This is a genomic window from Actinomyces sp. (assembly GCF_030530635.1).
GTDB lineage: Bacteria > Actinomycetota > Actinomycetes > Actinomycetales > Actinomycetaceae > Actinomyces.
This window is the reverse complement of record NZ_JAUMUL010000043.1, coordinates 16,461-31,426: the sequence shown is the minus strand read 5'-3', so window position 1 is coordinate 31,426 and position 14,966 is coordinate 16,461. Positions and strand designations below refer to the sequence as shown.

Here is a 14,966-nt window from a genome sequence, read left to right as displayed (position 1 = left end):
GTGTGGAACTACGACTTCGGCGGGCAGGCCAACATCGTCGAGCTGTACATCTCCTACCTGCGTCGCAAGATCGATAAGGGCCGCGAGCCCATGATCCACACCATGCGGGGGGTCGGCTACGTCCTCAAGCCCACCCCCAAGGCCCAGTAGCCCCGATGCTCGGGACCCGGGCCGGCACGCGCCGAGTTCACCGGCGGTCGGCGACTACCTCGCAGCTGCGCGGGCGGACCCCCATTACGCTCACCAACATGCGCCTGTCACCCCGCAGCCTACGAACCCGACTCGTCGTCGGTGTGATCGGCATCGTCCTGGTCATGGCCGGCGGTATCGGGGCCCTGTCCACCCTCATGCTGCGCCATTCACTGATCGACCGACTCGATGAGCAGTTGACGGCGGCGTCCGAGCGCGCCGCCGCCCGCCGCCTAAGCGCCGCACCCACCGGCGGCTACCCGGGCAAGAGCCCGGATACTCCGCCGCTCGGTGACGGCTCGGCCCCAAAACCCACCCCGAGCGAGGATGTTCCCATCGGCCTGGACGCCGTCGGGCAGTCCACCGGCACACTGACCTTGATCGCCACCCGCGTGCCCGACGGGACGGGCGGCGCCTCCGCATTCTCCACAGTCAAGGCCGGCTACATCGACAGGGAGGGCAATTACCGCAAACTCACCGAAGCCGAATGCGCGGCCCTGCTGTCGCTGAAGGCCACCGGCGAGCCGGTGACGGCCAGCATCGACTCGCTGGGCGGCTACCGAGTGCTGGTCACTGAGGACTCCGCCGGCGGTGACGTGGTGATCACCGGCCTGTCCACCGCGGCCAATGACAAGTTGATCCGCACCCAGCTGCTCGTCCAACTGTGCATCGCACTGGCCGGGGCCTTGAGCGCCGCATTCGCCGGCAGGGCCATGGTACGGGCCTCGTTGGCGCCCCTGGAGCGGGTGGCCGGAACCGCCCAACGAGTCGCCTCCCAGCCGCTGTCCCACGGCGAGGTGCGCATCCGGGAGAGGGTCGACGTCGTGGACCTGACCTCCTCACAGGAGATCGGGCAGGTCGGCAATGCACTGAACACCTTGCTCGGCCACGTCGATGACGCGCTAGCGGCCCGGCAGCGCAGTGAAACGCAGGTGCGTCAGTTCGTCGCCGACGCCTCCCATGAGCTGCGCACCCCGCTGGCCTCCATTCGCGGTTACACCGAACTGATCCAACGCAGCGGCGCCGATACCTCCCTGCCGGAGGAGGCCGTGCATGCCCTGGAGCGGGTGCACTCGGAGTCGGTGCGGATGACGGCCCTGGTGGAGGATCTGCTGCTGCTGGCGCGCCTGGATGCGGGGCGCGAGCTTGAGCGCGACGAGGTCGATCTGGTGGAGATTCTGGTAGACACCGTCGCGGACGCCCGCGCCGCCGGCCCCGACCACGTCTGGGAACTGGATCTGGCGGTCCTGGAGCCTCCCGCCTGGATGAGCCCGCAGGACGCGGAGGAGTTCGTGCCCGAGCCGACCCTGGTGATCGGTGACGAGGCGAGGATGCGACAGGTGATGGTCAACCTACTGGCCAACGCCCGTGTGCACACCCCTGCCGGCACCCGGGTGGTCACCACACTCTCTCGTGACAATGACGGCGCACTGGTCATCACCATCGCAGACGACGGCCCGGGAATCGACCCCTCCATGCGCGAGCGTCTGTTCGAACGCTTCGCCCGCGCAGACGCCTCCCGGGAACGGCGCACCGGCTCCACCGGCCTGGGCATGAGCATCGCCCTGGCGATCGTGCAGTCCCACCACGGCACCCTCACCGTGGAATCCCACACCGACGTCGAGGACCACGGCACCACCTTCACCGTGACGCTGCCGCCGGCCCCATCACCCGCGGACGCCGCCTGACCGTTCCCGATACGGGTGATCCCAAAACGGACGATCGGGGTTGCCAAGAGGCAGTCGCTGCCGGCCCAAGGTCGGCGCAAGGCGACGGGAAGCCCGACCGTACGCCCGGCGTCAGTCGTCCGGATCGGCGTTGATGGCGCCCTCGACGTCGTGGAACAGGAGATTGGAGATCTCCACCTGCACCATCTCCACATCGGGGACGTCGACCAGCACGAGGGGCTCGTCCGCGCTGGTCTGTAGGGACAGGCTGCCGCAACGGAACATGCGGTCGGCGATGGAGCGCTCCTGCTGCACATCGGAGATGCGGGACAGCGGCAGATCATGGCCGGTCTTGTTGAAGATACCGGCACGGGTGATGACCCGCTTGGAGGTGACCGTGTAGGTGGTGGTGAGCCAGCGCAGCCACGGTATGAAGAAGATGGGGATGACAGCGGCCACGACGGCCGCCCACACGGCGACGACCGCACCGGTGCGCCAGCCGGCGTCCGGAAGCAGCACGGAGACCACCACGCCCGCAACGACGAGGGCAACGAGCGCGATAATACGTCCGAGCAGAACCTTCAGGTGCGTGCGCATGTGCCGCACCACGACCTCGTCCTTGCTGAGCAACTTCTGGGGCAGAGCCATGACTCCAAGTGTGCCATGCGGCTCGAAGCTACTCCTCCCGCGGCGTCAGCAGGGCCAGCGACGCCATCCCCATGCCAGCCATACCAACGGTGCCGAAGGCCCCCGCCGCATAGGCGAGGAAGGCGCTGTCGCGGGTGATCTGGCCCGCTGCCACGGCGGCGACGCCCCCGACGTCGACGACGTTGCGCCAGGTGATCACCTCAAACACTAGCGCGTTGACCCCGGCGAACACCGCCAGACCGCCCAGGACCACTACGGAGAAGAAACTGTTCTCAGGCTGGTACTGCCGGATGCGGGTCCACACATCTGCGTCTCCCCTGCGCGGTTCATCCGCCCAGGCGCCGAAGGTGATCGCCACCCCACCCCAGCAGGTCGCCAGCAGCAGGGCGGCGAGTACATCCCCGGGACGGTGCCACTGGCACACGAGGGTGGCGTAGCCCATGGCGGCGGCCAGCACCGCCCCCGCCCATGCCGCCGCCGGGCGCCATCGCGGCGTGGAGACCAGAATCAGGGCGACGGCGGCCGAGGCCGCTACCGCGGTATGCCCCGAAGGCAGGGTGTTGGCACCGCCGAACTTCTGTGAAAAACCAAAGTCCGGTCGCGACAGGACCAGATACTTGATCACCTGGGTGGACACGTTGATGGCTACAACCGTGCCCGCCGCCCACAGCGCCCGCCGGCGACTGCCGCGCCACAGGGCGCCGACGAGCACGACGAGTACCAGGCCGATCGCGGCGGGCACAGACACCACTTGCAGCAGGCCCAGGGCTTGGGCGGACACGAAACGCGCCCCGATGCGTGAGCCGACGAAGGCCATCTGCTCCATGGCCTGGCCGGTCGGGTACGCCACCGATGCCCGCCAGACTGCGTAAAAGCCCACTATGCAGATCCCGATGAGCAGGTCGGCCCGGGAACGGGTACGGGTCTGCGCATCGGATCGACGCTCTTCAAGGAAGTCTTCGAAATATTCAGGGGAGCGTTTCCCGCCGGTGCTGGGAGTCTTCATTAGGCCCCCATGATACGGGTCCCGGCTGGATGTCGCCTGAAGATCCCCGCCGATTCCGTAAGGCCTCCAGGTAGGGGCCCAGCGAATCAGTGAGATCGGCCGGCGCGGTGGCACCATCCTCTGCGGGCTCGGCGCTATCGCCAGCGCCGCGGCGGCGTCCCGGCTCGCCGTCAACAGCGCGTGTGCGCTTGACACGGCGCCACACCACCCGGCCTGCGGCAAAGGCGAGTACGCTCAGAATGGCAACTACGGCTCCGATGAGCCACAGCATCCAGCCACGCATGGGCGCGGGCGTGGCCGCGGCCTGCTCCGCCGCCGCCTGCACCGGATCCATGGGAACGCGCGTGCCGGTGACCAGCAGACGGTGGGTATTGACGCCGTAGGGGGTGCAGGTAATAAGTGTGACCAAGTCCTCACCGGGCACCTTGTTCAGCGAGTCGGTCTCGGTGGGCAGCACCACGCGAATGTCATTGACCTCGTACTTCAGGGTGCGGCCGGCGGCGGTCAAGTAGAAGGCGTCGCCCTCCTGAAGCTTGGTCAGGTCGTCGAAGAGTGTGGCCGAGCCCAGGCCGGTATGGCCGGTCAGCACGGAGTGGGTGGAGGTTCCACCCACGGGCAGGGCGGTGCCGAACAGGTGCCCAACACCCTGGGCGAGGGTGTCGGCCTCGGTTCCGTGGTAGATGGGGAGGTCCACATGGATCTTGGGGATGACGATCTGAGCCATGACCTGGTCCAGGTCCAGTTCGGCCAGATACGCCTGGTACTGGGGGGTGTCGGGACGCTGCTGATCCAGCCAGGGGTCGAGGATCGGGGAGGACGCGAGTTCCCGGTTGTACTTGTCGGCACCGGCGAGTTCGGCGCCGAGCAGGTCGGGACTGGCGGAGTCCATCCTCGCCTGGTACTGGTCGGCGATCTCCTGTTGGCGGGCATTGTTGTGCTGGGTCGCCAAAACCGGGTAGGCGAGCACCAGCGCTCCGGCCAGTGCCAGGATGAAGGGCAGCACGCCCATCAGGAGGTTCCCCCTACTGGGTCTCCGGCCCGTCTTGTGGCCGGATTCTTCGGGGGGCTCAGCGCCGCCACCGCTTGAGAAAGCCGGGTCCGCAGACGGTGCGGAGGAGGCGTCGTCGCGGTGCGGCACATCCAGGAGGTCGGCGATTGTTGGCGTGGAACCCATTGGCTTCCTTCTACGCGGATTGGTCTGGGTACTGAGGTAGAGGTTCGACGGTCCTGCTGGTGCCTACGTTCCGGCGCCGGCACCAAGACATGGCGTGTGCGATATGACTTGGTGGGCGGCGGCGTGTACCTCCGGAATCATCCGTTGCGTACACGCCGCCGCCGGGTTGGTGCCACGCCGGTCGTCAGTATTCAGACCGACGCGTCCCGATCATCAGTCCTCGGCGCTGCGGCGCTTGTTGTGCACCGCCAACAGGAACGCGCCCGCAACCAGCAGGATGCCGGCGATGGTGACGAAGATGATGCCGTTGGCACCGGTCAGCGGCAGACGGAAGCCGGCGTTGGAGGGGACGTCGGTGACCGTGAAGCCAATGGAGAACGGGGATGCCTCGACCTGGGACTTGAGCACCTGGAAGGCGATGGGATTGCTCTGGATCTCATAACCCGTGGGGGCCTTGGTCTCCACCAGGCAGTACCAGCCGGGGTTGTCCACGACCGCGTTGTTGACGAAGTCGTTGGTACGCAGCGCGTCGATGGTGACGGTGCCGTCCGCACCGGTGGTGAACTTGGCGGTGTTCTCAACCGTGCCCTCGGCGGTTACCTGGTTGGCCGTCAGTGCGGCACCGGTAATGTTCGCGTCGGCGCGGTTGATGGTCTGCCCCTGCGTGGCACCGGTCGGGTTGCACTGGTAGACCTGGAACTCGGCGCCGGCGTAGGTGGAGGCCGGCTTGCCGTCGGTACCGTTCTTGGTGATGGTCACCTTGCCGTAGTAGGACTTGACCTCGTCACTGGGCTCACCGGGGACGTCGTCCGGGTTGGGGTTGTTCGGGTCCCAGTTGGTCTGCGAGTCGTTCGGGATCAGGAACGAGGTGTTGGAGATGGTGCCATTGCCGTTGCCGATCGCCTTGATGGTGGCGTTAATGACCACCTGCACCTGGGTGCTGGTGTCCCCGGCGGCGCGAGCGGAGGCGATCTTGGCGCGACCGGCCTCGGTGAAGGTGACGGTCACGTAGGTCTTGCCATCGCTGCCGGCGGCGGTGACGATCTCATAGTCGGTTCCAGCGAGTTCCTGCGCCCCGGTGCCGAGCATGGTCACCGTGGTGTCCTGGTACTGCAGGCGCGGGTCGAGCGGGTCGACGATCTGGTAGTTCTTGATGGTGGCGCCGCCGTCGACGTCAATCTTGGGGATGTCGGCCTTGATCGTGTAGGTGACGGTGTCGCCGATCGTCGGAGAGCCGGTGTCGGAGACCTCCTTGGTGGAGTCCACGACCGAGTTCTTGGGGTAGACGTGGACGTTGTAGTTCCACCAGTTGTTCTCCGGGTCGGTCATCGGCAGGGTGACCACGAAGTCCTCGGCGGTGGTGACGTTCTGGGGAGCCTTGGTCTCGGAGACCAGGTATGCACCCACCGCCAGGTTCGAGAACCTTGCCACACCATCTTCACCGGTGGTCTGGGTGGTGGTCTGGTCGGTTGTGTAGTTCCTGGCCGCCGAGGCACTGCCGTTCAGCGCTGCGAGCGCTTCCCAACCCGCCTGGGTGGTCAGGTCGAAGTTGAGCTTCGTGACCGTGAACTCCACGCCCTCAACCGGATCGCCGGTGGCGCTGGAGTCCTCCAAGCCGTTGCCCGGCGTGGTGCCGTTGTTCTCGGTCTGCGCCAGCTTGTGGATGGTCAGGTTCGACCCCTGGGCGGGGTTGATGAGCGCAGGATCCGGGTCAGTCGCAGGCTCGGCGGCAAGGATCGCCGGAGCGGGCGCAGCCGTGGCTACGGGCGCCGCGACAGCGCCGCCGACTGCTAGGGCCACCGCCGCAGCGAGGGCGGCGCCACGGCGCCTGGTGAGGGATTTCATGGGTTCTCCTCGTTGATGTGGTTTCGGGTTGCCCGGCTGCCCGGTTGGCCCCTGGTTTCTCCCGCTGCTCAGGCCCTGCGGCCCCGGCGGCGGGAAGTCTTGTTGATGGTCAGGGCGAGTGCTGCCGTGAGCAGCAGCCCGGCCCAGGCCAGGTACACGCCGATGCCGCGGCCGCCCGTCAGGGGCAATCTGCCGATCTCGACGTCGTGGATGTTGATGCCGATGGCGGTAATGACATCGCCTTCGGCGTCGGTCACCGCGGGAATCACCTTCACGGCGTCCCCGGTCAGGTTGGTCTGCGCGAGCGTGATGGTGGTGTTGCCGCCGGCGTCCACGCCCAGGTGGAACTGGATGGGCCGCGGCAGCAGGCTGTGCCCGGCGGGCGCCTTGGTCTCAACCACCCAGTAGTCGTGGTTGATGGGCAGACCCGCGGAGGTGAATAGGGAGCCGTCCACCGGATCCACGCTCACGCCGTTCTCAATCGGGGTGGCGCCTTCCGTGGCCGGATCGACGTCGTAGATCGCGAACTCGGCTCCGGGCAGGTTGGTGGTGCCGTCCGCCTGCACCTGGGTGCCGGTCTTGCGCAGCGTGATGATGCGCTTGCCGGCGTCCGGGGTGACCGGCTCGCAGGCGGTGTTGTCACTGCGTCCGGTCGCGTCGCGCCCATCAAGCGGGTAGGTCTCATTGAACAGGCCGTGGCCGGGGGTGCGGGTGCCGTCGGCCTCCACGGAGCACTCCAGCAGCTCCTCCGAGTAGTCGGGGTTGCCCGGGTCCACGGTCACCGTGAAGGTGATCATGTACTGGAGCGTCTGCCCGGGGGCGACCACATCGCCCGCGGTGAGGGTGTAGTAGCCCTCGCCGTCGGCCGTTGCGGCCACGGGCTGCCCGCCGGGGGCGGTGACCGTGACCTGGTCGATGTCCAACCCGGGGGCGAAGTCCGGCCGGTCGCGCAGCAGCCCAGTCAACTGGGCCAGTTCGCCCTCGTTGGTCACCGTGACGTTGTAGGAGACCTCGAAGCTGGAGGTGGTTCCCACACCGGTGGTGGCCACGGACTTGGAGACGGTCAGCCGGGGCGTCAGGTCCAGGCAGGCGGTGTTATTGCCCTCGCCGTCGGTGTCGCCCGCCATGGCGGCGGCATTGAACAGGCCGGAGGGGGCGCCATCGGCGCGCTCGTGTCCGCACTGGTAGTCGGTGTCCTGGAAGTCCGCGGCCGCGGAGTCGATGGTGAAGGCGATCTGCACCGTGATCACGCGCGTGCCGCCGCCGGTGACGGCGCCGTCCTCCCCGGCGGTGCCGCCGGCCAGCACGGGGCCGGAGCCGGCCCGGGCCAGGGTGACGGGGCCGTCCAGCACGCCGTCGGTGATGGTCGGGATGGTGGCATCCGTGGCGGCCTCACCGTTCTCCAGGACGGCGACGCCGGTGACCTTGGCCGTCAGCGGCAGCGACGGGGTGTCGGTGATGTCGGCGATGATGCGGCTGGCGGCACGGGAGGTGTTCTCCACGGTGACCGTGTAGGTGGCGGTGTAGGTGTCCCCATTGCGGACCGCGTCGACCGCGTCCTTCCGCACCGAGAACTTCGGGTTGATCGGGACGTCGCCGCAGTCCTCGGCGGTGTCGGTGACACCGGCGGAGGTGACCGAGGCGCTGTTGTGGATGGCGGTGCCGTCGGCGGCGGCCTGCGCCGAGCACTCGCCGTCTCCGACGCCAGGGATGCCAGTGTCGGGGGCGGTCACGTTCAGCACCACGGTGTAGGTGTGGGTGGCGCCGGCCGGCAGGGTTGCGCCGTCGACCACGGTCACGGGCCCGGACGCCTGCGTGAGCGCGTCTGCCAGGGCACCGCCGGTGACGGTGATGGCGTTCAGCGTGGTGCCCTCGGGCACGGTCGGGGTGTCCACCAGCTCGTAGGTGACGTCCTGCACCTGCGAGGGGTTGGTGACGGTCACCTCGTAGGTGACGTCCCAGGTCTCGCCGGTCCAGTTGCCACCCTCGTCCAGGTGCTTGCTGGCAGAAGTGAAGGTCTTGTTCACGCCGGCGTGCGGGACGACGTCGTTGGTGACCGTTGCGGTCACGGCGGCGTCGGCCTGCGCGGGCAGGGTGAAGGTGACCGCTCCGGGGGTGGAGGTGTCGGCGTCGGCGCCCTCGACCTGGTAGGTCATGGGGTCGGTCCAGGTGAAGGAGCCGTCCTCGGGGGCGGCCAGCGAGTCACTGCCCGGCGCCGTCTCTGTCAGAGTGCAGGTGGCGCCCACGGGCACGCCCTCCACGGCGACGGCGGTGCCGTCGGCGGGCAGGGTCAGCGTGCCGGTGAAGGTGTCCTGTCCGGCGGTGCAGGTGTAGTCCACCGTGTAGCTCTCGCCGGTGGCGCCGTCGGTGGCCCCGGAGATGGCCTTGTTGACGGTGAAGCCGGTGGCCAGGGTGCGCTCGTCGGCGGCGTTGGTTACCTCGGCGGTGGAGGTGGCGTCCCGGGCGATGGTCTGCGCCTGGGTCACGGTGCCGTAGTCCCCGTCGAGCTCCGGGTCCGTCCACTGGTAGGACGAGTCGCCGCCAACCGGGGTGGTCGGGCGGCCGGTCTCAGTGACCGTGCAGGCGGAGCCGACCAGCACCTTGGAGTATTCGCCAGTCAGGGTGGCGGCGCCGGAGCCGGTGACCCGCCAGGTGCCCTCATTGACGGTGCCGTCCTGCGCGGTGCAGGACCAGGTGCCTGCGTAGGTGTTGGATTCGGCCGCGGTTACGCCGTCGAGCCCGTTCACGAGCTTGTTGATTGCCAGGGCGCCGTAGATGCGCTGGGCGGAGTTGGTCACCCGCAGCACCGGGCTGGAGTCCTGGGCGATGCCCGTCAGCGTGTTGCCGTCGGTGAAGGTCTGCCCGTCGGCGGCCACGGCGTAGACGGGGTTGTTCCACGCGTAGGAGGCGTCACTCAGCCCGGAGGTGTCGATGGGCGTGTCCTCGGTGAGGGTGCAGTCTGCGCCGGCGTAGATGGTGGCGCCGGCGGCGCCCTCGGTGACGGTGGTGGAGCCGCCGGCGGCGGGCAGCTCCCAGCGGCCGCCGACCTGGCTGCCGTCCGCCTGGGTGCAGGACCAGCCGCCGCGCACGGCGGCACCGTCGGTCAGGGCACCGTCAATGCCGCTGTAGGCCTTGGTGATGGTGAGCGGCTGGGCGGCGCGCTCGGCATCATTGGTGACGGTAAGCGTGTTGGCGGCGGCGTCAGCGCCGATGGTGACCGGGTCGGAGACGGTCGGGGTCTTCCAGCGGTAGGAGATGTCCTTCAACTGATCCTGGGTGGGGGCCTGCTCGGTGGCGGTGCACGCGGTACCCAGCGGCAGGCCGCCGGAGGGCAGGCCGTCGATGGTGGCCGCGCCGGCGCCGTCGGCGGTCCAGGTCAGGTTCCAATCCTGGCTGGTGCCCTGGGCATCGTCGTAGTGGCAGGCGATGTCACCGGAGAAGGAGTCGTCGACGATCGTAGCGTCGGACAGTCCGGGGCCGTAGGCCTTGGTCAGGCTGAGCCCGGAGGTGACGCGGCGGATCGTGTTGGTGGCGATCACCTCCACGACCTGGTCCTTGGTGATGGTGACCTCGTCCGGGGAGACGTTGGTCATGTCCCAGGCGTAGGAGGAGTCCTTGAGCTGGTCCTGGGCGGGGCTGGTCTCGCTGATGGCGCAGGTCCAGCCGACAGGGATCTCCCGATCGAAGGTGACCGCAGCCTGGCCGTCCGCAACTGTGGCGGTGGCGGTAATCTCGCCGTCCACGCCCGGCGCGGTGCAGGTGGCGTTCAGGGTAAAGGTCTGGCCATCCTTGAGGCCGTTCGTCTCCCCGATGACCGCCTTGGATGCGGTCAGGGAGCCCATGTCCCGGTTCACCGTGTTGGTGACGGTCATGGTCGCGGTGCCGTCCGCCGTCACGGTGGCGGCCTCGTAGGCCGGCTCACCCCAGGAGAAGGAGGGGTCGGTGTCCGGGGCGCCGGAGGCGTCCAGGTCCTCGGTGGGCGTGCAGGAGGAGTCGACGTAGGGGGCCTGGCCGCCGTCGTAGGTGATGGCGGCGTTGCCGGCGCCGTCCACGCTCCAGGTGCCGGTCACGTCGGCATCGCCGTCGTGGGTGCAGGTGAAGGCGCCGGAGTAGGGGTTGTCGGCGCCGAACCGGGTGGCCAGTTCGCCGGAGAGCACCTTGTTCAGGTTCACCTCGGCACGCACACGCTCAATGGCGTTGGTGACGGTGACGGTGCCGGAGGAGCCGTCCTCCGTGGTGATCCTCACCGGTTCGCTAATCGTCGGAGTGCCCCAGGCGTAGGAGCCGTCGGCCAGGCCGCCGCTGATGGTGCCCTCCGTGACCGTGCAGGTCTGGCCCAGCGGAATGTTCTCAACGGTGATGGTCTCGCCGTCGGCGAGCATGCCGGAGTAAGCCGGATTGCCGTCGCAGGTGACGGTGATGGGGAAGAGTTTCTGACCGGAGCCGGTGAAACCCAGCGCCTTGTTATCGGAGGAGACGCTCTTGGTCACTTGCATGGCTCCGTAGCGCTTAACCAGGGTGTTGGTAACGCCGACTGCCACACCCGGATAGTCACCGTACGGCATGGTGAAGGAGATGGACGTTCCTTCAACCGCGCCAGCGGGCCCGCTAGAGGGGTTCGAAGTCATGTGGGTGGCATCCACATCCCACTCGTACGGGTCTATGGACGCGGGCAGGCTCTCCGTGTCCTCAGTCACGGTACAGGTAGAGCCCTGCGGAATACCGGTGATCATCTCCGTTCTCTCACCGTCGCGCAAGATCACCGTCCCGGTTATGGGCGCGCCACTGAGGGGCGTGCAGGTGTAATTCAAGGTGAAGCCGCCATTGACGAAACCGACTCCGGGTTCGGCGCCGGTGACCCATTTGGAGATAGTCATTGCACCCGTATTACGGGCAACCATGTTGGTTACGTTCACATTGCCGCTGCGTGTGACCGAGTCAATTACGACCGGACCGGAAGTATCTCCCGCGATCGGGAACACGTAAGAGGGATCATCGGCATTCGGGGTGCCGGGGTCGTCCTCGGTGACCGTGCAGGTGGAGCCCAGCAGCACGGCGGCGCCGGTGCCGGTGGCGGTGGCGGGACCGGAGGCGACGGTCAGCGTGGCGGCGCCGGCGCCGGTCACCGACCAGGTGCCGGTGGCGTCCTCATCGCCGGGGCGGGTGCAGGTCCAGGTGCCGGTGTAGGTGTTGTCCGCGCCCTGACCGTCCAGGTCGCTCAGCTGCTTGGTGATGGTGAAGTCGCCGTATTCACGCTGCCAGATGTTGGTGACGGTGACCTGCTCGGTGCGGTCGCCCTGGACGGTGACGCCCTGGTCGGCGGGGCCGGCCTGCCAGCTGTAGGAGGCGTCGGTAAGCCCCGCGGAGCCGGTGGGCGCGGTCTCGCTGACGGTGCAGTTGGCTCCGGCGGCGATGTAGGGCGTGGTGGCGGTGGCCGTGGAGCCCGTGGCCGCCAGGTCGAAGGTGCCGGTGTAGTTCTCGGTCTCGCCCTGGGCGGGTGCGTCGCAGGTGACGGTCACCGGGAAGGTGGTGCCGGCGGTTACGGGCCCGGCCTCGGGGCTGACGTTCTTGGTTACGGAGACCTTGCCCCAGGCGGCCACGGTGGAGTTGACGACGGTGACGGTCTTACCGCCGTCGGCCGCGTTCACCATGGTGCCCTCGGCGGCATCCAGGCCCTCATAGCCGGGGGTGCCCCAGTCGTAGGCGTCGGCGAGCAGGTCCTCGTTCAGGGAGGAGTCGGGCTCGGAGACGGTGCACAGGGCGCCGCGCGGCACCTGCACGGCGGCGGAGGCTGCGTTCGCGACATCGACGGTGCCGGTGTAGTCAGTCCCGCAGTTGTACTCGATGGCGAAGGTGGCCTCGCCGCCGGTGTAGCCCTCACCGTCCACGCGCTTGGCGAGGTTCAGGCCGACCAGCATGCGCCGGTAGGTGTTGGTGACGGTGATGGTCTCGGAGGCGTCCTTACTGACGGTGACGCTGGAGGTGTCGAAGTCGCCCGAGCCGGTCCACTCGTAGGAGGAGTCCTTGAAGTCGCCGGATTCGACGGTCGGGACGGCCTCGGTGAAGGAGCAGGTGGTGCCCACGGGAACGGTGAGCGTGGCCGGGGTGCCGGTGGAGACGTTCAGCGTGCCGTTGCCGCCGTCGCCGTCGCAGGTGTAGGCGACCTGGAAGTCGCGGTCGCTCCCACCGGTCCAACCGCCTGTGGCGGTCTCATCGGCTGCTTGGACGACCTTGTTCACGTTGATGGTGCCGGTGTTGCGGACGATGGTGTTGGTGACGGTCACCCGGTTGACGGACGGCGCCGTCAGGACCTGCGCCGTCGGCTTGTCGATGCTGGGGGTGGTCCACTCGTAGGAGTCGTCCTTGAGGTCGCCACTGGGGGCATCCTCGGTAATCGCACAACTGGCGCCCACTGGCAGGCCCGTGATCACGGCCGAGTGCCCCGCGGTCGTTCTCCAGGCGCCGGAGAAGTTCTGCCCGTTGGCGCTGCCGCAGTCATAGGTGCCGGTGTAGACCTTATTGGGGTTGGTCAGGCCGTTGTCGGGGTCGTTCACGGCCTTTCGGATCTCAATGGAGCCGTCGTTGAAGACGTTGCTGACCGTGCAGGTGACCCGCTGGTCCGGGGCAAGGGTGACCTTAGAATCAGTAACCGTCACTTCGCGGTTGTTCTGGTCCCGGCAGACCCACTCGCCCTGCTGTTCGAAGCCCTGCACATTACCGGTGGCGGCCTCGGACAGGGTGTAGGTGCCCGAGCGCGTCCACTGACCGGTGGCCGCCGGCTGCCCGGACAGTCCGGAAACAGTCCGGTAGGGGTACGGATCATCCTCGGGCGAACTCAGCTCCGGCGTGGCCGTGAGCGTCCAGTTGGCGGTGCTGACGGCCGGGAAGGTCATGCCGCTCAACTGCTTGACGAGGGTGATCTGTGAGCGACCGACGTATTCGTTGTGCCAGGTGCAGGTGAAGTCCGTGTTCCTCTGGTCCTGTGACAGCTGGGTGGAGTCCAAATCCAGAGTGTTGGTGCTCAGGTTAAGGGCGGTATCGGTGAAGTCGCCGCCGTTGCGGTGTTGGAGCACGCCGTCGGGCGTGCGGCACTCGACGTCGGCCAGGCGCCACCCGGAGGAGGTCTGGGTGACTGGATTGGAGATGTTCTCCCTGACTGCGGCCTGATCGTCGGGTGCGAGCAGCTCGTAGTCCTGGGGGTCGGTAGCGGTACCGGCAGTTCCCCAGCCATTGGGCCGAAGGTTGTTCAAGGGGCTCCAGTCCGCGAGCGCGTTCGATCCCGGCTCGGACACATTGGTGTAAGTGAACGTCGGCGGGGTGACGGAGCTCTCCAAAGAAGGATCGGTAGTCACATATTTGGCGAAAGTGACGTGGCGCACCTGCTCCAAGGAGCCGTACAGGCAGCCGTAGGTCTCGGTGTTCTCCTTGGTGATGAAGGTGTTCTCCAGTTTCCCCTCATCCGCCAAGTCGGTGGAGCAGACGCCGTTCTCACCGTTGTTGACGAATCCCCATAGCTTCAGCTTGTAGTCGATGCCGGTAGCAGGATCCGTCCAGGCAGTGGAAGTGTGCGCGGCCTCAACTTCAAGAGTGTCGTCCTCACAGGAACGACCGTCAGAACCGTAAATGGCGCCGCCTTCCGCGCCTCCAGTCGCACCGTCATCCGTATCGAAGGAGACGAGTCGACCATCACGGTTGTAGGCGTAGTGATAATCGCTGCTCCAACCGTAGCCGTACCAGGAATCCCATCTGAATGTAGCCCGCGGGCCCGTCCTTCCGTTCTGATCGAAGGCATACCGACCGGTGCCGCTCGTATTGTAGCTGCCATCTTGATTGAAGGTGGAGCGGCAGATGTTCTCGGTCTCGGTCAACCGCCAGGGGAACTCGGACGTAATCGCCTCCCCCAGTTTGAGTGCCATGGTGCCGTCAATCGTCATCCTCCCCGTCCACGAATAAATCAGGCGGTTTCCGTGACGCATAGTGGCAACCAGGAAGGGCTCGCCGACACCGACATTTCCGGCGACTTCAGGCTTGAGACCCACAGTGCTTTGCCGTGCATCATTGTAGTGCGCCGGACAGTCCTCCGGATAGGCCCCTAGATTCGAGCCGTATCCGACGGCAGCAAACGCACCGGCCTGAACCGTCCCGGTGGTGGTCTGATTACCGGAAACCTCCGGGCTGTACCGCACACACCCCTGTCTATAGGCCTGCGTCACCGTAGGATACTCACTCGTCGTAACGCCGTATTGACGCGCAGTGGACCCTCCCAGGGGAACAGTAACCTCCGCCGCCGCGGCCGTTGGAAGAACGGGCAACGCAACCTCGCCGAGGAAAGCACTCGCGAACAGCGCTAGAACCGTCAGCGTAGCGAGCACCTTTGCGCGCGAAGACGAGAGCAGCCTAAGGCGCAAAACTGTTCTGCGCATTGACGATCCCTCCC

Annotated in this window: 7 protein-coding genes; 2 read left to right on the top strand and 5 right to left on the bottom strand. The window is 67.2% G+C overall.

All coding sequences use genetic code 11. The annotated features are described in order from the left end of the window. The coding region (locus Q4A20_RS10245) for a winged helix-turn-helix domain-containing protein (protein WP_303122651.1) at positions 1-150 on the top strand (150 nt) is incomplete at its 5' end. 98 nt (positions 151-248) lie between these two features. Next, positions 249-1,877 (top strand): cell wall metabolism sensor histidine kinase WalK, encoded by a 1,629-nt coding sequence (locus tag Q4A20_RS10240; RefSeq protein ID WP_303122648.1) that lies wholly within the window; start codon positions 249-251, stop codon positions 1,875-1,877. A gap of 111 nt (positions 1,878-1,988) precedes the next feature. Here the strand turns inward: Q4A20_RS10240 and Q4A20_RS10235 are convergent, their stop codons facing one another. The 5 genes from Q4A20_RS10235 to Q4A20_RS10215 form a co-directional block, all read right to left on the bottom strand. Further along, on the bottom strand, positions 1,989-2,504 hold the full coding sequence (locus Q4A20_RS10235; protein WP_303122647.1) for a PH domain-containing protein: 516 nt from the start codon (positions 2,502-2,504) through the stop codon (positions 1,989-1,991). A 28-nt stretch (positions 2,505-2,532) separates the two neighbouring features. Then, entirely contained in the window at positions 2,533-3,510 is a 978-nt protein-coding gene (locus Q4A20_RS10230) for a phosphatase PAP2 family protein (RefSeq protein WP_303122646.1), read from the bottom strand. Next, positions 3,473-4,684, bottom strand: coding sequence for a class C sortase (locus Q4A20_RS10225; RefSeq protein WP_368502467.1), 1,212 nt, complete (start codon positions 4,682-4,684; stop codon positions 3,473-3,475). Before Q4A20_RS10225 ends, Q4A20_RS10230 begins: the two co-directional genes overlap by 38 nt. Positions 4,685-4,897: 213 nt before the next feature. Continuing rightward, a complete protein-coding gene (locus Q4A20_RS10220) occupies positions 4,898-6,529 on the bottom strand; it encodes a SpaH/EbpB family LPXTG-anchored major pilin (protein WP_303122645.1) in 1,632 nt (543 codons plus the stop codon). 68 nt (positions 6,530-6,597) lie between these two features. Next, positions 6,598-14,463, bottom strand: coding sequence for a DUF5979 domain-containing protein (locus Q4A20_RS10215; RefSeq protein ID WP_303122644.1), 7,866 nt, complete (start codon positions 14,461-14,463; stop codon positions 6,598-6,600). Between the last annotated feature and the right edge of the window lie 503 nt (positions 14,464-14,966).